The organism is Nonomuraea sp. NPDC049480 (assembly GCF_044465905.1).
Lineage (GTDB): Bacteria > Actinomycetota > Actinomycetes > Streptosporangiales > Streptosporangiaceae > Nonomuraea.
Genome location: NZ_JBITMD010000002.1, coordinates 769,980 through 787,555, shown reverse-complemented (window position 1 = coordinate 787,555; position 17,576 = coordinate 769,980). Strand labels below are relative to the sequence as shown.

At 70.4% G+C, this 17,576-nt stretch carries 17 protein-coding genes; 8 read left to right on the top strand and 9 right to left on the bottom strand.

The genetic code is table 11. The annotated features are described in order from the left end of the window. Position 1: 1 nt before the first annotated feature. Together ACIBX3_RS09005 and ACIBX3_RS09000 are read right to left on the bottom strand one after the other, a co-directional pair. Positions 2 to 1,171, bottom strand: coding sequence for a cytochrome P450 (locus ACIBX3_RS09005; protein WP_397114723.1), 1,170 nt, complete (start codon positions 1,169 to 1,171; stop codon positions 2 to 4). Next, positions 1,168 to 2,289: a CaiB/BaiF CoA transferase family protein gene (locus ACIBX3_RS09000; RefSeq protein WP_397114721.1), complete on the bottom strand. Its 1,122-nt coding sequence runs from the start codon at positions 2,287 to 2,289 to the stop codon at positions 1,168 to 1,170. Before ACIBX3_RS09000 ends, ACIBX3_RS09005 begins: the two co-directional genes overlap by 4 nt. A 109-nt stretch (positions 2,290 to 2,398) precedes the next feature. Here ACIBX3_RS09000 and ACIBX3_RS08995 point away from each other — a divergent pair, with 109 nt between their 5' ends. The 4 genes from ACIBX3_RS08995 to ACIBX3_RS08980 all read left to right on the top strand — a co-directional run bounded on the left by ACIBX3_RS08995 (position 2,399) and on the right by ACIBX3_RS08980 (position 7,659). Next, positions 2,399 to 3,934: a serine/threonine-protein kinase gene (locus tag ACIBX3_RS08995; RefSeq protein ID WP_397114719.1), complete on the top strand. Its 1,536-nt coding sequence runs from the start codon at positions 2,399 to 2,401 to the stop codon at positions 3,932 to 3,934. Continuing rightward, positions 3,931 to 4,914 (top strand): NAD(P)-dependent oxidoreductase, encoded by a 984-nt coding sequence (locus ACIBX3_RS08990; protein WP_397114717.1) that lies wholly within the window; start codon positions 3,931 to 3,933, stop codon positions 4,912 to 4,914. The genes ACIBX3_RS08995 and ACIBX3_RS08990 overlap by 4 nt, the downstream gene beginning before the upstream one ends. 131 nt (positions 4,915 to 5,045) lie before the next feature. Then, positions 5,046 to 6,395 (top strand): FAD-binding oxidoreductase, encoded by a 1,350-nt coding sequence (locus tag ACIBX3_RS08985; protein ID WP_397115028.1) that lies wholly within the window; start codon positions 5,046 to 5,048, stop codon positions 6,393 to 6,395. A 4-nt stretch (positions 6,396 to 6,399) separates the two neighbouring features. Next, a complete protein-coding gene (locus ACIBX3_RS08980; RefSeq protein ID WP_397114715.1) occupies positions 6,400 to 7,659 on the top strand; it encodes a class I SAM-dependent methyltransferase in 1,260 nt (419 codons plus the stop codon). Positions 7,660 to 7,725: 66 nt separating this feature from the next. Here ACIBX3_RS08980 and ACIBX3_RS08975 read toward each other — a convergent pair whose 3' ends face one another. Both ACIBX3_RS08975 and ACIBX3_RS08970 read right to left on the bottom strand, forming a co-directional pair. Further along, on the bottom strand, positions 7,726 to 8,190 hold the full coding sequence (locus tag ACIBX3_RS08975; RefSeq protein ID WP_397114713.1) for a HEPN domain-containing protein: 465 nt from the start codon (positions 8,188 to 8,190) through the stop codon (positions 7,726 to 7,728). After that, the gene (locus tag ACIBX3_RS08970) at positions 8,187 to 8,858 is read right to left on the bottom strand and encodes a hypothetical protein (RefSeq protein ID WP_397114711.1); all 672 of its coding nucleotides are present in this window, start codon (positions 8,856 to 8,858) and stop codon (positions 8,187 to 8,189) included. The genes ACIBX3_RS08975 and ACIBX3_RS08970 overlap by 4 nt, the downstream gene beginning before the upstream one ends. Before the next feature lie 62 nt (positions 8,859 to 8,920). On the opposite strand from ACIBX3_RS08970, the gene ACIBX3_RS08965 reads away from it, so the two are divergent. Genes ACIBX3_RS08965 through ACIBX3_RS08955 form a run of 3 tightly spaced genes read left to right on the top strand, consistent with a single transcriptional unit; the run spans position 8,921 to position 11,643 of the window. Next, positions 8,921 to 10,189, top strand: a complete 1,269-nt coding sequence (locus ACIBX3_RS08965) for a sensor histidine kinase (RefSeq protein ID WP_397114709.1) — start codon at positions 8,921 to 8,923, stop codon at positions 10,187 to 10,189. Beyond that, positions 10,186 to 10,881 carry a response regulator gene (locus ACIBX3_RS08960; RefSeq protein ID WP_397114707.1) on the top strand — a complete coding sequence of 232 codons (696 nt, stop codon included), beginning with the start codon at positions 10,186 to 10,188 and terminating at the stop codon, positions 10,879 to 10,881. Before ACIBX3_RS08965 ends, ACIBX3_RS08960 begins: the two co-directional genes overlap by 4 nt. A 42-nt stretch (positions 10,882 to 10,923) precedes the next feature. Further along, positions 10,924 to 11,643 (top strand): FkbM family methyltransferase, encoded by a 720-nt coding sequence (locus ACIBX3_RS08955; protein WP_397114705.1) that lies wholly within the window; start codon positions 10,924 to 10,926, stop codon positions 11,641 to 11,643. A 1-nt stretch (position 11,644) separates the two neighbouring features. Here ACIBX3_RS08955 and ACIBX3_RS08950 read toward each other — a convergent pair whose 3' ends face one another. The 5 genes from ACIBX3_RS08950 to ACIBX3_RS08930 all read right to left on the bottom strand — a co-directional run bounded on the left by ACIBX3_RS08950 (position 11,645) and on the right by ACIBX3_RS08930 (position 15,878). Continuing rightward, positions 11,645 to 11,773: a hypothetical protein gene (locus tag ACIBX3_RS08950; RefSeq protein WP_397114703.1), complete on the bottom strand. Its 129-nt coding sequence runs from the start codon at positions 11,771 to 11,773 to the stop codon at positions 11,645 to 11,647. A gap of 76 nt (positions 11,774 to 11,849) precedes the next feature. Next, positions 11,850 to 12,626 carry a phosphotransferase family protein gene (locus tag ACIBX3_RS08945; protein WP_397114701.1) on the bottom strand — a complete coding sequence of 259 codons (777 nt, stop codon included), beginning with the start codon at positions 12,624 to 12,626 and terminating at the stop codon, positions 11,850 to 11,852. Positions 12,627 to 12,693: 67 nt separating this feature from the next. Further along, entirely contained in the window at positions 12,694 to 13,626 is a 933-nt protein-coding gene (locus ACIBX3_RS08940) for a phosphotransferase (RefSeq protein ID WP_397114699.1), read from the bottom strand. 10 nt (positions 13,627 to 13,636) lie between these two features. Next, positions 13,637 to 14,302, bottom strand: a complete 666-nt coding sequence (locus tag ACIBX3_RS08935) for an HAD family hydrolase (RefSeq protein WP_397114697.1) — start codon at positions 14,300 to 14,302, stop codon at positions 13,637 to 13,639. A gap of 37 nt (positions 14,303 to 14,339) precedes the next feature. After that, positions 14,340 to 15,878: a long-chain fatty acid--CoA ligase gene (locus ACIBX3_RS08930; protein ID WP_397114695.1), complete on the bottom strand. Its 1,539-nt coding sequence runs from the start codon at positions 15,876 to 15,878 to the stop codon at positions 14,340 to 14,342. A gap of 123 nt (positions 15,879 to 16,001) precedes the next feature. Between ACIBX3_RS08930 and ACIBX3_RS08925 the strand changes: the two genes are divergently transcribed. Next, positions 16,002 to 17,546, top strand: a complete 1,545-nt coding sequence (locus ACIBX3_RS08925; protein ID WP_397114693.1) for a GMC family oxidoreductase — start codon at positions 16,002 to 16,004, stop codon at positions 17,544 to 17,546. Positions 17,547 to 17,576 lie beyond the last annotated feature (30 nt).

Sequence of the window (17,576 nt, the reverse complement as noted above, 5' to 3'; positions counted from 1 at the left end):
TTCAGCGCGGCCGGAGCTCGATGGGGAACGACGTCACGCCCCTGACGAAGGCGTTGGGCAGGATCCGCGGGCCGAGGTCGTCGGCCCAGGTCGCGTCCCGCACCCGCGCGACCCACTCCTCGAAGAAGATCCGCAGCTCCAGCCGGGCCAGCGCCGCGCCCAGGCAGAAGTGGGTGCCCAGGCCGAAGGCGATGTGCCCGCCCGGCTTCCGCGTCACGTCGAACACGCCGGGGTCGGCGAACACCTCGGGGTCCCGGTTCGCCGACCCGTACATGAGCAGGACCTGCTGCCCCTTCGCGATCTGCTGCCCGTGCAGCCAGGTGTCGCGGGTGGCCGCCCGGCACATGTTGAGTATCGGCGTCGTCCACCGGATGAACTCCTCGATCGCCCCCTCCATCGACTCCGGGTCCTCGCGCAGCAGCCGCCACTGCTCCGGGTGGCGGATCAGCGCGTCGATCGCCGTGGCGATGACGGTCCTGGTGGTCTCGGCGCCGCCGTCGAGCAGCAGCAGCGCCTCGTTCGCGAGGTGCTCGTCGTCGTAGGCGGGGCTGGCGCACCACAGCGACAGCAGGTCGTCGCGGTCGCCATGCGCCGCCGGCGCTCCCGCGCGGCGCTCGGCGGCCAGGTCCAGTACGGCCTGGCCGAACTCGCCGGCCGCGACCGCGGCCTCGTGCGTGACGTACCGCAGGCCGCCGCCGGCCACGATCGTGGTCTCCGACCAGTGCTTGAGCCGCGGCCAGTCCTCGTCGGGGAACCCGAGCAGCCATCCGATCATGCGGGCCGGCAGCGGCGCGGCCAGCTCCGCCACCGCGTCCACCGTTCCCTGCTCCAGCGCACGGTCGAGTTGCTCGGAGACGACCTCGCGGACCCGGGCGGCGTAGCGTGCGTGCACATAGCGGGGCGTGAAGCGGCGGTAGACGATGCGGCGGCGCTCGGCGTGCTCGGGATCGTCCATGCCGATCATCGACGGCTCGGACGGCAGCTGAGGGCGGTAGCCGACGGTGCTGGTCCACAGCTTGGGGTCGCGCTCGATGGCCGAGATGTCGGCGTGGCGGGAAATGCCCCACAGGCCGTTGGCCTCGTCGTGGTAGGCGGGGGCGTGCTCGCGCAGCCAGGCGTAGACGGGGGCCGGGTCGCCGGCGTACATGTCGCCGTCGAGTAAGTCGATCATGCGAGCACCCCTTGGCTCCGCAGCTTGTCCGCTTCCTCCTGCGACAGGCCCCATCCGGACAGGTCGCTCAGGCGGGTGGCGGGGGAGAGGTCCTGGGCGGGCACGCCCAGCAGGCGGGGCGCGGGCACAGGCTGGGTGACGCCGCCGACCTCGGCGAAGCCGCCCCTGGCGACGTTGTGCGGGTGGGCGGCGGCCTCGGACATGGACAGGACGGGAGAGACGCACGCGTCCGAGCCCTCGAACAAGGCCTCCCACTCGGCCCGCGTCCTGGTCTTGAACTCCTCGGCCAGGCGGGCCTTCAGCGCGGGCCACTGGGCCCGGTCGTTCCTGTCCGGCAGGTCCGTGAGGCCCATCAGGGTCACCATCGCCTCCCAGAACTGCGGCTCCAGCGACCCCACCGCCACGTACCCGCCGTCGGCGGTCTCGTACGTGTCGTAGTGCGGGGCGCCCGTGTCCAGCAGGTTCGTGCCGCGCGGCCCCCAGAAGCCGCTCTGCACGCCGTGGTAGAACATCGCGAACAGGATCGCCGCCCCGTCCACCATGGCCGCGTCGATCACCCGGCCCTTCCCGGTACGTTCCCGTTCGAACAGGGCCAGCAGCACGCCGTACGCGAGCATGAGCCCGCCCCCGGCGAAGTCGCCCAAAATGTTGATCGGCGGCGTCGGCTTGTCACCCTCGCGGCCCAGCTGCGACAGGATCCCGGAGATCGCGATGTAGTCGATGTCGTGCCCGGCCGTGGACGCCAGCGGCCCGTCCTGCCCCCAGCCGGTCATCCGGCCGTAGACCAGCCGCTCGTTCACCGCGTGCAGGTCATCGGGCCCGATGCCGAGCCGTTCGGCCACGCCCGGCCGGAACACTTCGATCACCACGTCGGCGTGCCGCGCCAGCTCCTTGAACGCCGCCACGCCCTCGGGCGCCTTCAGATCCAGCCCGATCGTGCGCTTGCCCCGGTCCATGACATCCGTGCGCGGCCGGTCGGAGACGGCCTTGACCCGGTCGACGCGCAGCACCTCGGCGCCGTGATCGGCGAGCATCATCCCCGCGAACGGGCCGGGAGCCAGCCCGGCCAGCTCCAGCACGCGTACTCCGGCCAGCGGGCCCCGGCGAACTTCAGACATACCGACAGTAGAACAACCTTCGGTGATCTGTGGCAAGCGACCTTCACTCGAAGTCCTGGCAGGTATGGGAAACTTGCCCGTTGTTCGTGGTGGTCTACAGGGGACGGACATGGTTTCGGATAGCAACCGGCTCATCGCCAGGCGCTACGAGTTAGTGCGCGAGCTGGGCCGCGGGGGGATGGGCGTGGTCTGGGAAGGCCGGGACACGCTGCTCAACCGGCAGGTCGCCATCAAGGAAGTGGTGCTGCCGGACGGGCTGTCTCCTGGCGACCAGGAACGCCATCTCATGCGCACCGTCCGCGAGGCCCGTACGGCCGCCAAACTCAACCACCCGTCCGTCGTCGGCATCTACGACGTCGTCGAGGAGGGCGGGCGCCCCTGGATCGTCATGGAGCTGCTGCGCTTCCCGACGGTCGAGGAGGTCGTGCTCAGCACCGGCGCCCTGCCCGTGCGCGAGGCGGCGGACGTCGGCAGGCAGGTGCTGTCGGCGCTGAAGGCCGCCCACGCGGCCGGGATCCTGCACCGGGACGTCAAGCCCAGCAACATCCTCATGACCGACGACGGCCGCGCCGTGCTCACCGACTTCGGCATCGCCACCGTCGAGGGCGACGCCTCGCTCACCAGCACCGGCATGGTCACCGGCTCGCCCAGCTTCCTGGCCCCCGAACGGGTCCGCGCCGCCGACGCCGGACCGGCCTCCGACCTGTGGTCGCTGGGCGCCACGCTGTACGCGTGCATGGTGGGGCGCTCGCCGTTCGAGCGCGGCGACCCCATGGCCACGCTCAACGCGCTGCTCACCGATGAGCCCGACTACCGGCGCATCCCGCCGATCATGCACCCCGTCCTGCGCGGCCTGCTGCGCAAGGAGCCCGAGGAGCGGGTGGACGCCGAGGAGGCCGACCGGCTGCTGGCCGCCATAGCCGCGGCCAGGCCCGCCTCCGAGGACCGCGACGTTCCCGAGCGGAAGGGTGGCGGCCGGGGCCGGGCGCTGCTCGCGATGGCCGCGGCGGCGGTCGTGGTGGTCGCGGCCGGCGCGGTCGGTTACTTCAAGTTCGCCTCCCCCGCCGAAGGCGCGCCACGCGCGACCGCCCAGCCCGCCGCGGCCACCGGTCCGCTCACGCCGAGCGCCACCCCGACGCCGGAGCCGACCGCGACCCCCACCCCGACGCCCAGCGTGAAGCGGGCGGCGCCGGCCGTGCGGGTGTGGAAATCACGTGACGGCTGGTCGATCCTGCGGCCGGTCGGCTGGAAGGGCGCGCGCCAGGATGCCTACACCGAGTGGACGCGGCGGGACGGTAACGCCCATCTCGGTGTCGCGGCCGTCTACTCCAACCTCGACCCGAACGAGCTCCTGCGCAGCGAGGAGGACAGCCTGCGGCAGACCGCCGAGAGCGTGGTCAACCGCGGCCGCCGTACCGTCACGCACCAGGGCGTCAAGGCCGTGGAGTGGGAGTTCTCCTGGACGGCGGGCGCGCAGGGCGACGCACGGTGGGTCACCGCCGGCACCCGCTACCGCGAGGTACGCCGGGCGGTGGCGATCGGCGACACCGCGTACATCCTGTCCTGGACCGTCACCGAGAACCAGTGGCTGCGCAGCAGGGGGCTTATGCGGCAGGTGATCAACAGCTTTACTGTGGGGGCATGAGCCCCTGGAACCTGCTCGCCCTGCCCCCGCTCCCCGAGGAGCTGCTGCGCCGCCTGCTCGCCCCGCTCGGCGACCGGGTGGACGTCCGTGTGCCCGCCGCCCGCGACCGGGACGCGCTGCTGGCGGCGCTGCCGGAGGCCGAGATCGTGCTGGGCGACTGGACGGCCACGCTCGCGCTGGACGCCGAGGCGGTCGCCGCCGCGCCCCGGCTGGCGTTCGTGCAGCAGCCCTCCGTGGGCGTGGACGGCCATGATCTCGACGCGCTGGCCGCCGCCGGGGTGCCGCTGGCCAACACGCCGGGCGTGAGCGCCGTCGCGGTCTCGGAGTGGTGCCTGGCCGCCACGCTGTCGCTGTCGCGCAAGCTCGCCGCGGCCGACGCCGCCGTACGCGCCGGCGAATGGCCCCAGCAGGGCCTGCAGCCGCACGAGCTGCGCGGCCGACGCGTCGGCGTCGTCGGCTACGGTCCCATCGGCGCCATGTGCATGGAGATGTTCCGCGCGCTCGGCTGCCAGGTGTCGTTCTGGACCCGCACGCCTCGCGAGGACCCCGCCTTCGAGGACCTCTCCGCGCTGCTGTCGGACAGCGACGTCGTGGTCGTCGTCATCGCGCTGTCGGACGAGACCCGGGACCTGATCGATCCGGCCCGCATGAAGCAGGGCGCCCTGCTGGTGAACGCCGCACGCGGCGGCGTCGTGAACCAGAAGGCCCTGGTGGAGGCCCTGCGCAACGGGCAGTTGGCGGGGGCGGCACTGGACGTGTTCGACGTCGAGCCGCTGCCCGCCGACGACCCGCTGCGCGAGCTGCCCAACGTCCTGTTGTCCCCGCACGTCGCCGGTGTCACCCCGGAGGCCACGGGCCGTCTGCTCAGCGCGACCCTCGACAATCTGACCGCCGCCGTCGAGGGCCGCGAGGTGGACGGGGTGCTCAACGGAGTAGCGCCCACCGTGCGGAGGAAGTTTACGGAATCGCCTACCACATAGGCATTTCACCTGGCACGATGAACAGTTTTCGTGTCTTTAACAGACCCCGGTCTGTTCGAGGTCGCCTGTGGGAGATACCTTCTTACGGACGATCTCTACCGGCTCTAGGGGGTGCTTTCGTGACGACGACGATGTCGGCTCACCAACGGGCAGTAGAGCAGATCCGGCAGTCGTACGCGGAGATCCCGGGCGACGCCGCGCCCCGGCTCGCCAAGTCGACGTCCAACCTGTTCAGGTTCCGCGACTCCGCGAAGACGGCCAAGCTCTCGGCCAGGGATCTCGGCGAGGTCATCAGCGTCGACCCCGAGGCCATGACGGCCGAGGTCCAGGGCATGACCACGTACGAGCAGCTGGTCGACGCCACGCTCCCGCACGGTCTCATGCCGTACGTCGTGCCACAGCTCAAGACCATCACGCTGGGCGGCGCCGTCACCGGGCTCGGCATCGAGTCCACCAGCTTCAGGGACGGGCTGCCGCACGAGTCGGTCGAGGAGCTCGAGATCCTCACCGGCGACGGCCGCGTCGTCGTGGCCCGCGACGACAACGAGCACCGCGACCTCTTCCGTGCCTTCCCCAACTCCTACGGCACGCTCGGCTACGCGCTCCGCATCCGGATCAAGCTGCGCAAGGTCCAGCCGTACGTCCACCTCACGCACGTCAAGTTCACCGACGCCGCCAAGTGCATGCTCGCCATGCAGGAGATCTGCGACAGCATGGTGCACGACGGCGAGAACGTCGACTTCGTGGACGGGGTCTTCTTCGCCCCCGGCGAGATGTACCTCACGGTCGGCCGCTTCGCCGACCGCGCGCCCTACGCCTCCGACTACACCGGCATGCGCATCTACTACCAGTCGATCAGGCAGCGCAAGCGCGACTGGCTGACGATCCGCGACTACCTGTGGCGCTGGGACACCGACTGGTTCTGGTGCTCCCGGGCCTTCGGGGTGCAGCAGCCCGTGGTCCGCTCGCTCATGCCGCGCCGCTGGATGCGCTCCGACGTCTACCGCCGCCTGGTCGCCCTCGACCGCAAGTACGGGGTGACCGCGCGCATCGACCGCTGGCGCGACCAGCCCGTCCAGGAGTCGGTCATCCAGGACGTCGAGACGCCGGTCGAGCGGGGCGCGGAGTTCCTGGAGTTCTTCCACGACAAGGTCGGCATGACGCCGGTGTGGATGTGCCCGCTGCGGGCCTCTTCCCGCTGGCCGCTCTACCCGCTGGAGCCCGGCAAGCTGTACGTCAACTTCGGGTTCTGGGGAATGGTGCCACTGCCACGGGGGCAGTTCGACGGTTACTACAACCGGCTGATCGAGAACACCGTGCACGATCTCGACGGTCACAAGTCGCTTTATTCGACGTCCTTCTACGCCCGTGAGCAGTTCTGGAAGCTGTACAACGGCGACGCCTACTGGCCGATCAAGCGGGAATACGACCCGAACGGTCGCTTGCTTGATCTGTATGACAAGTGTGTGCGGGGAAGGTGAGTCGATGGCTCTCGCGAGCATCTTTGAGAAGATCGTCGGCACGGACGCGAACGTCGCGTTCATGGCCTACGACGGAACCAAGGCAGGACCGGACGGGGCTGACCTCGCCCTCGAGGTCAAGACGCCGATCGCGGTCGCGTACCTGGCCCAGGCCCCGGGGGAACTGGGCCTGGCCAGGGCGTACATCTCCGGTCACATCGACGTGCACGGAGACTTGTACACCCTGCTCGACCGCATGTGGAACATCACGACCAACGACCTGACGACCTCCGAGAAGATCGCCGCCGTCCGCTCCTTGGGCATGAAGCCGCTGCTGATGCGTGTGCCGCCGCCCCCTCAGGAGATGCGGCAGAGCACGCTGGCCCGGCTGGGCTCCCGCCACGCCAAGCAGCGCGACGCCGAGGCCATCCACCACCACTACGACGTCTCCAACCGCTTCTACGAGTGGGTGCTCGGGCCGTCGATGGCGTACACGTGCGCCGTCTTCCCCACCGAGGAGGCGACGCTGGAGGAGGCCCAGTACGCCAAGTTCGACCTGGTGGCCCGCAAGCTGGGCCTCAAGCCCGGCATGCGCCTGCTGGACGTGGGTTGCGGCTGGGGCGGCATGGCCATGCACGCCGCTGAGCACTACGGCGTCAAGGTGCTCGGTGTGACCCTCAGCAAGCAGCAGGCGGAGTGGGCCCAGAAGGCCATCGCCGACGCCGGTCTGCAGGACCTGGCCGAGGTCCGCCACATGGACTACCGGGACGTGCCGGAGACGGACTTCGACGCGGTGAGCTCCATCGGCCTCACCGAGCACATCGGCAAGGCCAACGTCCGCTCGTACTTCGCGTTCCTGTACAGCAAGCTGAAGCCCGGCGGCCGGCTCCTGAACCACTGCATCACCCGCCCGACCGGCAAGGAGAAGACGTTCAACAAGGGCGGCTTCATCAACAAGTACGTCTTCCCCGACGGGGAGCTCGAGTCGGTGGGCTACCTGGTCAGGCAGATGGAGGACTTGGGCTTCGAGATCCGCCATGAGGAGAACCTGCGGGAGCACTACGCGAAGACCCTGAGGCACTGGTGCGACAACCTGGACGCCAACTGGGAGGACGCGGTCCAGGAGGTCGGCATGGGCACGGCCCGGGTGTGGGCCCTGTACATGGCGGGTTGCATCGTCGGCTTCGAACGCAACAAGGTCCAGCTCCACCAGGTCCTGGGCGTCAAACTGGACCAGCAGGGCGCCTCCGGCGTCCCCCTCCGCCCGGCGCTCGACTGGCCGTGATCCCGGCCCGGAGGGGTGAGAGGGCCCGCCGGCCCTCTCACCCCTCCGGGGTCTCGTAAGGTCCCGTCAAAAGGGCCGCATCGAATCGATCACCTTGCCCGCGATCTCCCTGATCGCCTCGACCTTCGGTATGTCGGCGCGAACATCGTCCGCGCCGAACCGCGGCGAGCCGAGCCGCGGATACTCCGCCTCATTGCGGCGACGCCGCATCCGATCGAACGACCGCAGGGTCTTCCCCAAAGGCGGATCGAGCTGCGCGTTCACCGCTTCGTACACCGCGATGTGCCCACCCCGGCTGGTCGCCCGAAGGCCTTGATTCTCCAGAATGGCGCACAACGCCTTCCTCGCCGCGTCGTACAACAACTGGTAGGAGCCGATCGGATCAGACTCCATCGCAAGACGAGCCGTTGCGATGTGCTTCGAGGCCTGGTCGAGCAGTTCCTCTGCCTGGGAACGACTGGCCGCCACCTTCTCGATCTCACCCCGGCTCAGCATGCCCTCGATCGCGGCACGCCCCTGCTCCCATCTCATCTCTTCCCCTCATCGATCTTGAGGCGTACCAACGGGCGGGTCTTGACCGTTTCGAGGAACGGATCGCCCTGTGAGGACTCCCATTCGTCACGGCTCAGGCGGCGGATGCTCACCTCTCTGCCGAGCTGCCGCTCCGCAGACCTGGCGGCGTCGTACAGATCGTCTTCATCGGCGGAGCCGATGACCAGGACGTCCACGTCGTTCGGCACCCGGCCTGGTTCACCCGAATACCGCGCGGCCCAGGAGCCGTAGATGTAGGCATCCTCGATGCCGTCCACTCCGGACAATTGTTCGCCCAACACCGCCGTGGGCCCGTAGGTCAAGGCCAGCAACTCGGTGAGGGGGCGAGCCACGGCCACATCCGTGTCCGCGCGAACCATCCGCATGTTCCCGGTTCGCCGGGTGACCACCAGGCCCGCCGCCCCCAGACGATCCACTTCGCGCGTCACGGAGGATGGTGAGACACCGAACCGCTTGGCAAGCTCGACCTGCGCATACTCGACGTCTGGATGCAAGAAGAGCCAGGCCAGTAGTTCTCCTTGGAAGGGGGAGCGCAACAGGGGAAGCAGGCTGGACGGCGGCTGTTTCATAACCTGAAACATAGCTTGCAGTTTACGCAAGTTCCATTTTCTCGCGCTCTGCATCCGCGAATATTCGTTCGGTGACATGCCGCTTCCTGTCCAGAAGATCGGCGGCGACCTTGATCGGTGATACCCCATAAGGTGGGTTCATGGGGGTGCTTCGTGATGCGTTCGGCGTCCGGGTGCCCAAAGCGCCGGGGACCGATCAGCCGATGCTCCGCCGGTGGCCGTTCGCCGCGCTGTCAGCGGCGCTCCTGATCTTCAACTCGCCGGCCCTCACCGTCAGCGCCATGTTAGGGCAGTTCGCCATTCCAGCGGCCGTCCTGCTCGCCGGACCCGTGCTCTGGGCGTGGTACCGGCCCGTGCCCGCGTGGTGCGCCATGGTGGCGGCCGTACCTCTCCTCAACGGGCTGGGGATGGCGCTGGACAGTCCGATCCCCCCACAGCCGTGGCTCCTCAACCAGACGCTGGCCCAGCTCCCCGTCATGTACACGCTGGCGCTGTCGTCGACCCGGCGCGTGACGATCGTCGCCTTCGCCGTCACGCTCGCGGCCGGGATCGCCATCAGCCTGCCGCAGGACGTGGAGCCGTCCAGGCTGGCCAGAGGCCTGCTGGCCTGGACGCTGTCCCTGCTGGTCGCCGTGATTCTCGGGCACACCAGGCGGCTGCGGCGGCTGGCCACCTTACAGGTCGCCGAGGAGTTCGGGCGGCGGCGACTCCTGGAGGAGCGGGCGCGGATCGCCAGGGAGCTGCACGACGTGGTGGCCCATCACATGTCGGTGATCGCCGTGCAGGCCGCCAGCGCCCCGTACCGGATCGAGGGCGGGGTGAGCGAGGCGGTCGCGGGGGAGTTCGCGGCCATCAACGCGGCCGCCCGCGAGTCCCTGCACGACATGCGGCACCTGCTCGGCGCGTTACGCGGCTCCGGCGAGGCGCCGCGCACCGCGCCGCAGCCGGGGCTGGGCGATCTCGGCAGGCTGGTGGAGTCGGTACGGCGGGCGGGCGTGCCCGTCGAACTCATGGTCACCGAACCGGCGCCGCCGCTCTCGCCCGCCGAGTCCGTCACCGTCTACCGGATCGTCCAGGAGGCGCTGAGCAACGTCGTACGCCACGCGCCCGGCGCCCGCACCACCGTCTCCGTCCGGACCGACGGCGACGCCGTGACGGTGGAGGTGGCGAACGAGCGACCGGCCCAGCCGGCCGGCGCGGCGCAACCGGGGGCGGGACTCGGGCTGATCGGAATGCGGGAGCGCGTGGCGGCGGTGGGCGGCGCGCTGACGGCGGCGGCGAATGACGGGGGAGGCTTCACGGTGCACGCGAGGCTCCCCATGGGCGACAAAGGCGAACAGGCCCCCGCACGGACACCGGCCGGAGACGGCGGACGCTCCCCGGAGCCGCCGAAGGGAGAGGACGAATGATCACCGTGGTGGTCGCCGACGACCAGGCGATGATCAGGGCCGGGTTCGCGGCGCTGCTCGCCGCGCAGCCCGACCTCCAGGTCGTGGGGGAGGCCGCCGACGGCCTGGAGGCGGTCGCGGCGGCTCGCGACCTGCGGCCGGACGTCGTGCTCATGGACGTCCGCATGCCCAACCTCGACGGCCTGGAGGCCACCCGCCGCATTACCGGGGCGGGCCGTGAGCCGAAGGTGCTGATGCTCACCACCTTCGACATCGACGACTACGTCTATGCCGCCCTGCGCGGCGGAGCCAGCGGCTTCCTGCTCAAGGACGCGCCCCCGGCCGACCTCATCACCGCCGTACGCGTCGTCGCCGCCGGTGACGCCCTGCTCGCCCCCTCGGTCACGCGCCGGCTCATCGAGGAGTTCGCCACCAGGCGGCCCGTCGACGAACGGGAGGCGCTGCGGCTGAACGCGCTGACCGCCCGCGAGCTGGACGTGCTCAGGCTGGTGGCGTCCGGGCTGGCCAACACCGAGATCGCCGAGGAGCTGACGATCGCCGGGGAGACGGTGAAGTCGCACGTGGGGCGGATCTTCGCCAAGCTGGGCCTGCGCGATCGGGCGCAGGCGGTGGTGCTCGCCTACGAGAGCGGCCTGGTCGTTCCCGGCAATCCCCCTCCGGTGGCACGCCGGAGCCCGCGACCGCGCTCCTGAGGGGGATTCGCCGGCCCGTACCCCTTCCGTACCGTCACCGGCATGATCAGAGTGAGAGCCGCGGCGGCGGCGCTGCGGGCGGGAGCCAGGATGTCGATCAGCGAGTCCGAGCTCCTCGGGCTGGCCGGGCTCGTCCGGCCGGGAGCGGTCTGCTTCGACGTCGGGGCCGCCTACGGGATGTACACGTATCCGCTGTCCCGGCTCGCCGGACCGGCCGGCCAGGTGCACGGGTTCGAGCCGCTGCCGGTGCCGTACCGGATCCTGGAGGCGGGACGGCGCGCGTCCGGCGCGCGCAACATACAGGTGACCAACGCGGCGCTCGGGTCGTCGACCGGATATCAGCGGCTGCGGCTGCCCTACCGGTTCGGGCTGCCGATCCACGGCTGGGCCCACCTGCAGGAGGGGCTGAAGCACCCGGGCCGGTTCACCGCCGCCAAGACGCTGGACGTGCCGGTGTACACCGTCGATCGGGTGTGCGAGCTGCGGGAGATCCCGCGGGTGGACTTCATGAAGGTGGACGTGGAGGGGTTCGAGGCGGAGGTGCTGAGGGGGGCGGAATGGACGATCGAGCAGCACCGGCCCACGTTGCTGCTGGAGATCGAGGACCGCCACCTCGACAAATACGGCAGGACCTCCGCCGAGGTGGCGGGCTCGCTGATCGAACGGGGCTACCGCATGCACCTCTGGCACGGACGCCGCTGGGCCAGAACGGATCGCGTGAGCCCGCGCCGGCGCAACTACCTGTTCACCGCCGCGCCGTGAGCTACTTCTTGTCCTTGGGGGGCGCGGCGTGCTTGCCGCGGCTCTCCTGATGCTGGTTCGCGGTGGAGCCCTCCTTGGGCTCGTCCGGCTGGTCCTTGGGGTGTGTGTGGGGCTTCTCGTGCCGGCCCACGCGACCTCCTCTTGCCTGGCTCGATTGCATAGCGTTACCACAAGATTACAATCAGCTCGCTCCCGTGGCGAACTTGTCAGCGGCCGGCGCCGAGCAGTGCGAGCACGCGCTCGGCCTGCCGTTCGAAGGTTCCGAGCGGGTTGCGGGTGGCGAACGGCCCGTCTGGGCTGAGCATGACGAACCAGTTGAACGCGAGCAGCCGCCGGAAATCCCGCACGCGTGCGGCTTCCATGACCGTCAGGTCAAGGCAGGCCAGGAACCCGTCGCCGTCGAGGTGGCCGTCCATGCGGGAGATGTGCTCGGCGACCTCGGCCAGCTCGAAGGCGCGGTCGCTGCTCCCGGAGTCCTCCCAGTCCAGGATGCGCACCTGGGCGGTGTCGTCGTCCCACAGGAAGTTGGCATGGTTGCCGTCGATCTGGCCGAGCACGGGCGGGAAGGGGTTGACGGCGAGCCGGTCGGCGTCCGGGCCGGCCAGCCAGGCCGCACCGGCGGCGAAGGCCTTCGCGGCCCGCGGGTCCTCGCCCAGATCGGGTCGCTTGGCGGCCCAGCCACGCGCGTACGCCACGGCTCCGGCCGGGGTCCACGCGGCCGGCTCGGGCAGGCTCGCGGCCGGGACGGCCCGGTGAAGGCGGGTGAGGGCGGCGGCCATCGCGTGGACATGCGCCGGGCCGGTGCGCAGGCCGCGCAGCGGGACGCCCGGGAGGCGGCTCATGACGACGGTGGGCGGGGCGGCGTCGAGGTCGGCCGTGATCGGCTCGGGGGCGAGGCCGGGCGCGTGCTCGGCGAGCAGGGTCAGCGCGGTCCATTCGCGGTGCGGCTCGCGCCTGTCCCACGACCGGTACCGCTTGATCACGATCTCGTCCTGAAGGTCGAGGTCATGTGTGCTGTGTTGCCCGGCCGTCACCCGTCCGCCCCCGTTCCTACCGCGCCAGCGCTTCCAGCGTGCCCGTGAGGCCGTTCCAGGCCTGCTCGGCGTCGGCCGTGCGGCCGTGCGGCGACCGGAACCAGGCCACGAACTCGGCCACGTCGTCCAGCGCCCACCGCAGCCGGTAGAGCTCCAGGGCCGCCGGATCCGGGATGCGGCCGCCGGCGTCGGCGTATCGGGCCAGGTCGGCGGGGTCCCTGGCGACCAGCCAGAGATCGCGCTCCGGGACGGCCAGCCCGACCGTGTCCCAGTCGACCAGCAGCAGCCCCGCTCCCGCCCGCAGCAGGTTGCCGGGATGCGGCTCGCCGTGCGTGACGACGGGCTCGCCGCTCTTCTCCGCCATCCGGTCGAGCTCCTCCAGACGGTGGCGCAGCGGCCCGGCGTGATCGGCGATCAGGGCTCTGGCGGGCTCGGCGTACGGGCCGCCCAGCCACGTCCGGTTCGTCTCCCGGATGGCGTCCTCCAGCCAGGCCCGGCCCGCCGGCTCCACCGGCCGCAGCGGGGCCGAGAGCGGCGGCGGCGTCCGGTGCAGCTCGGCCAGCAGGTCGATGAGCAGGCCGCGCTCCTCGGGCGCCAGGTCCTCGCCCCACTGCCCGGCGGCGCCGCTCTCGAAGGGGAACACGCTCATGGCGTAGCGGCGGCGGTCGAGCCGCCGCAGCGTCGTGCCGTCGGCCGCGCGCAGCGGCGCGACGACGAAGCCGAGTCCCGCCTCCTCACGCAGCGCCGCCGCCGTCTCCATGGCCCTCAGGAGCTCGTCGTACGACCTTTGCCGCACGTCCGCGACGGTGACGAACCACCGCTCGTCCGCGACCCAGTGATAGTCCCCGAACCCCACCGGCGCGTAGTCGAGCGTCTCCGCGTCGATGCCCCAGTCCCGCAGCGCGGGCCGCAGCAGTCCTTCGTCGAAGTCCTCCGGCCGATCTCGCATGCCGACGACGCTATCGCTCCCGGCCGCCCGGCTTCATCTCGATGATGAGCTCCATGGCGGTCAGGACGTCGGTCACGACGTGGTCGGCCCCGTCCGCGGCGGCCACCCCGCGGTCGATCCAGATCGTGCGCAGGCCGGCGTCCCGCCCGCCCGCGACGTCCTTGTCCGGATCGTCGCCGACCATCCATCCGCCCCCGGCCAGCGATGTGCCGCACCGTCCTGCCCCGATCTCGAACAGCCGCACGTCGGGCTTGCGCACGCCTTCGGCGCCGGAGATCGCCCACCCGTCCACCCGCTCGGCAAGTCCGGTTCGCCGGATCTTGCCGGTCTGGTTGTCGGTCATCCCGTTCGTCACGATCCCGACCGCCCATCCGGCCGCCCGCAGCCGATCGAGCCCGTCCAGCACTTCGGCCCGGCAGGTGACCAGGTGCGGCAGTCGCGCCCGGTAAGCCCGCCAGAGTTCCGCCGCCGGCTCGGCCGGCTCGAACCGCTCGCGGACCAGGCCGAAGAACACGTCCATGGGCATCGACCCGTCCGCGTCCGTCTCCACCAGCCACTCCACCGCCGCCGGGCCGAGCCCTCGCTCCGCGGCGAACTCGGCGGCCCAGCGCTCGAACGCGGCCAGCCGGTCGATCAGCGTGTTGTCCAGGTCGAAGAGGGCGAGGGGCCGCGTCATGATCGGCAGTCTAGGCCGCCCGCGCCTCCGGAAGCGGTTACCGCAGCTCGCGCTTGAGGATCTTGCCCGTGGCCGTCATCGGCAGGCTGTCGCGGAACTCGACGATCCTGGGGTACTTGTAGGCCGCCATGGTGCCCTTGGCCCAGGCGATCAGCTCGTCCTCGGTGATCGTCGCGCCCGGCGTCCGGATGACGTACGCCTTGATCTCCTCGCCGAGGGACTCGTGCGGAACCCCCACCACGGCGGCCAGCGACACGGCCTCGTGGGTCAGCAGGACCTCTTCGAGCTCGCGCGGGTAGACGTTGAACCCGCCACGGATGATCATGTCCTTGGCGCGGTCGATGATGGAGTAGTAGCCGTCGGCGTCACGCGTGGCGATGTCGCCGGTGCGGAACCAGCCGTCCCTCATGACCTCGGCCGTCGCCTCGGCACGGCCGTAGTAACCCTTCATGACGTTGTGCCCGCGGATGGCGATCTCGCCGGGCCCCTCGCCCTCGACGGTCTTCCAGTCGCCGTCGATCAGCTTCATCTCCACGCCCCAGATCGGGGTGCCGATCGTGCCGGGCTTGGTCGGACGGCCGTGCTGGTTGAAGCTGGCCACCGGCGAGGTCTCCGACAGCCCGTACCCCTCGAGGATGCTGATCCCGAAGGTCTTCTCGAAGTCCTTGAGCACCTCCACCGGCGAGGACGCGCCGCCCGCCACCGCGACGCGCAGCGAGCGGGGCGCCTCCGCGCCCTCGGCGTGGATCTTGGTGAGCATGCCCCAGTACATCGTGGGCACCCCGGCGAAGAACGTCACGTTCTCCTTGACCATGAGCGCGAGCGCGTCGCCGGGGTCGAAGCGCGGCAGCAGCACGACCGTCGCGCCGCGCAGGAAGCCGGTGTTCATGACGACGCTCTGGCCGAAGGAGTGGAACAGCGGCAGCACCGCCAGATAGGTGTCGCCGCCGTCCTCGCTCCGGGGGAACATCTTGTCGCCGACCATGGCGTTCATCAGCATGTTCTGGTGGCTGAGCTCGGCTCCCTTGGGCTGGCCGGTGGTGCCCGAGGTGTAGAGGATCACCGCCGTGTCGTCGGGCGCGGTCTGCACGGTCTCGAACGTGCTCGCCATCCCGCCGAGCGCCGCCCAAATGGACTCGCCGTGCTCGGACTCGGTCGCGAGCGGGGTGGCCGGCAGCACGAAGAAGTGCTCGCAGCCCGAGGCCGCCTCGAAGCCCGCCTTGCCGCGCTCGCCCAGCGGCAGCTCGGGCGTGCCCTCGAAGCAGAACAGCGCCTTGGCGTCGCTGTCGTCCAGATGGTAGGCGATCTCACGCGACTGGAGCAGCACGTTCAGCGGCACCACGGTCGCCCCGGCCTTGAGGATGCCGAAGTAGACGAACGGGAAGTACGGCAGGTTCGGGCACGCCAGCGCGACCTTGTCCCCCTTGCCGATGCCGCGGGCCACCAGCAGGTTCGCCACCTGGTTGGCAATGGTGTCGATCATGGAGTACGGCAGCCGCATGTCGCCGAAGACGATGGCCGTGCCGTCCGGGTTGTTCCTGGCGCTGTCCTCCAGGACGATCGACAGATTGAGCATGACGCCTTCCTCCCTCTGAGCCACCTTGGCGCCATCTAAGCAGCATCCCCAAACCGACTGGTAGGTAACAGAGGTCACAAGTGGATATGGACGGGCCCGGCCACGTGGAGTAAGCAAGTGGTCATGGAGTACGACTATGTGATCGTCGGCGCGGGATCCGCGGGGTGCGTGCTGGCCAACCGGCTGTCGGCGGACCCGAACGTGTCGGTGGCGCTGGTCGAGGCGGGCGGGCAGGACGACAAGCTGGAGATCCGCATGCCCGCGGGCTTCGCGAAGCTGTTCAAGACCGACTACGACTGGAACTACACCACCGCCAAGCAGGGCGAGATGTCGGGCAGGGAGCTCTATTGGCCCCGCGGCCGGGTCATCGGCGGCTCGTCCTCGCTCAACGCCCAGATGTGGGTGCGCGGCTGCGGGCTCGACTACGACCAGTGGGAGGTCCCCGGCTGGTCGTACGACGACGTCCTGCCGTACTTCACCAGGGCCGAGCACCGCGTCGGCAGCAATCACGGCCACGTCTACGGCACCTCCGGCCCGCTGTACGTCTCCGAGCTGCGCAGCCCCAACGTCACCACCGTGGCCTTCCTCAAGGCGTGCGAGGAGCTGGGCCTCGAACGGCTCGGCGAGCTGAACGGCCGCTCCAACGAGGGCTACAGCCCGACCCCTGTGACCCAGAACCGGGGCCGCAGGTGGAGCTCGGCCGACGCCTACCTGCGCCCGGCGGCCGGCCGGCCCAACCTCGCCGTGATCACCGGGGTCACCGTCGACCGGGTGATGTTCGACGGCAGGCGCGCGATCGGCATCGAGCACAGCGGCGGCATCCAGGTCAAGGCCAGGAAGGAGGTCATCCTGTCCGCGGGCGCGATCGGGTCGCCGTACCTGCTCATGCGCTCCGGCGTGGGCGCGGCCGGCGAGTTGCGCGACGCCGGGATCGAGGTCGTGCACGACCTGCCCGAGGTCGGCAAGAACCTCCAGGACCACCTCGCGAGCGGCGTGTACGTCGAGTGCAAGCAGCCGGTGACGCTGACCAAGGCCGAGTCGATCGGCAACCTGCTGCGTTACATCGTGCTGCGCTCCGGCATGCTCACCACGAACGTGGGCGAGGCGGTCGCCTTCATCAGGACCTCGGCCGAGGAGCCCGCGCCCGACATCGAGCTGATCTTCGCGCCGGGGCCGTTCATCGACCACGGCCTCACCCCGCCGACCGGCCACGGGCTCACCGTCGGCGTCGTGCTGCTGCAGCCGGAGAGCCGCGGCAGGATCGGGCTCAACGGCAGAGACGTGGTGATCGACCCCGCCTACCTGGCCGAGGAGGCCGACGTCAAGCGGCTGGTGGCCGGGCTGAAGACGGCCAAGCAGGTGTTCGCCACCGCCGCGATGAAGCCGTACGCGGGCGGGCCGATGGCCCCCTACTGGGCGCCGGAGAGCGATGAGGAGCTCGCCCAGTGGGTACGCGAGCGCGGCGAGACCCTCTACCACCCGGTCGGCACCTGCCGGATGGGCGCCGACGAGACCTCGGTCGTGGACCCGTCCCTGCGGGTGCGCGGCGTCGAGGGGCTGCGCGTCGTGGACGCGTCGATCATGCCGACGCTGAACCGCGGCCACACTCACGCCCCGGCCATCATGATCGGCGAGAAGGGCGCCGATCTGATCATCAAGAGGAAGTAGCCGCTCTTGACGTAAGTGGCCACTTGCACA

Bases quoted from the DNA above. Each gene is read 5' to 3' on its own strand.
- ACIBX3_RS08955 (WP_397114705.1), top strand. From the start codon at position 10,924: ATGATCAGAGTGAGAGCCGCGGCGGCGGCGCTGCGGGCGGGAGCCAGG.
- ACIBX3_RS09000 (WP_397114721.1), bottom strand. From the start codon at position 2,289: ATGTCTGAAGTTCGCCGGGGCCCGCTGGCCGGAGTACGCGTGCTGGAG.
- ACIBX3_RS08980 (WP_397114715.1), top strand. From the start codon at position 6,400: ATGGCTCTCGCGAGCATCTTTGAGAAGATCGTCGGCACGGACGCGAAC.
- ACIBX3_RS08960 (WP_397114707.1), top strand. From the start codon at position 10,186: ATGATCACCGTGGTGGTCGCCGACGACCAGGCGATGATCAGGGCCGGG.
- ACIBX3_RS08925 (WP_397114693.1), top strand. From the start codon at position 16,002: ATGGAGTACGACTATGTGATCGTCGGCGCGGGATCCGCGGGGTGCGTG.
- ACIBX3_RS08930 (WP_397114695.1), bottom strand. From the start codon at position 15,878: ATGCTCAATCTGTCGATCGTCCTGGAGGACAGCGCCAGGAACAACCCG.
- ACIBX3_RS08940 (WP_397114699.1), bottom strand. From the start codon at position 13,626: ATGCGAGATCGGCCGGAGGACTTCGACGAAGGACTGCTGCGGCCCGCG.
- ACIBX3_RS08965 (WP_397114709.1), top strand. From the start codon at position 8,921: ATGGGGGTGCTTCGTGATGCGTTCGGCGTCCGGGTGCCCAAAGCGCCG.
- ACIBX3_RS09005 (WP_397114723.1), bottom strand. From the start codon at position 1,171: ATGATCGACTTACTCGACGGCGACATGTACGCCGGCGACCCGGCCCCC.
- ACIBX3_RS08975 (WP_397114713.1), bottom strand. From the start codon at position 8,190: ATGAGATGGGAGCAGGGGCGTGCCGCGATCGAGGGCATGCTGAGCCGG.
- ACIBX3_RS08990 (WP_397114717.1), top strand. From the start codon at position 3,931: ATGAGCCCCTGGAACCTGCTCGCCCTGCCCCCGCTCCCCGAGGAGCTG.
- ACIBX3_RS08985 (WP_397115028.1), top strand. From the start codon at position 5,046: ATGTCGGCTCACCAACGGGCAGTAGAGCAGATCCGGCAGTCGTACGCG.
- ACIBX3_RS08935 (WP_397114697.1), bottom strand. From the start codon at position 14,302: ATGACGCGGCCCCTCGCCCTCTTCGACCTGGACAACACGCTGATCGAC.
- ACIBX3_RS08995 (WP_397114719.1), top strand. From the start codon at position 2,399: ATGGTTTCGGATAGCAACCGGCTCATCGCCAGGCGCTACGAGTTAGTG.
- ACIBX3_RS08970 (WP_397114711.1), bottom strand. From the start codon at position 8,858: ATGTCACCGAACGAATATTCGCGGATGCAGAGCGCGAGAAAATGGAAC.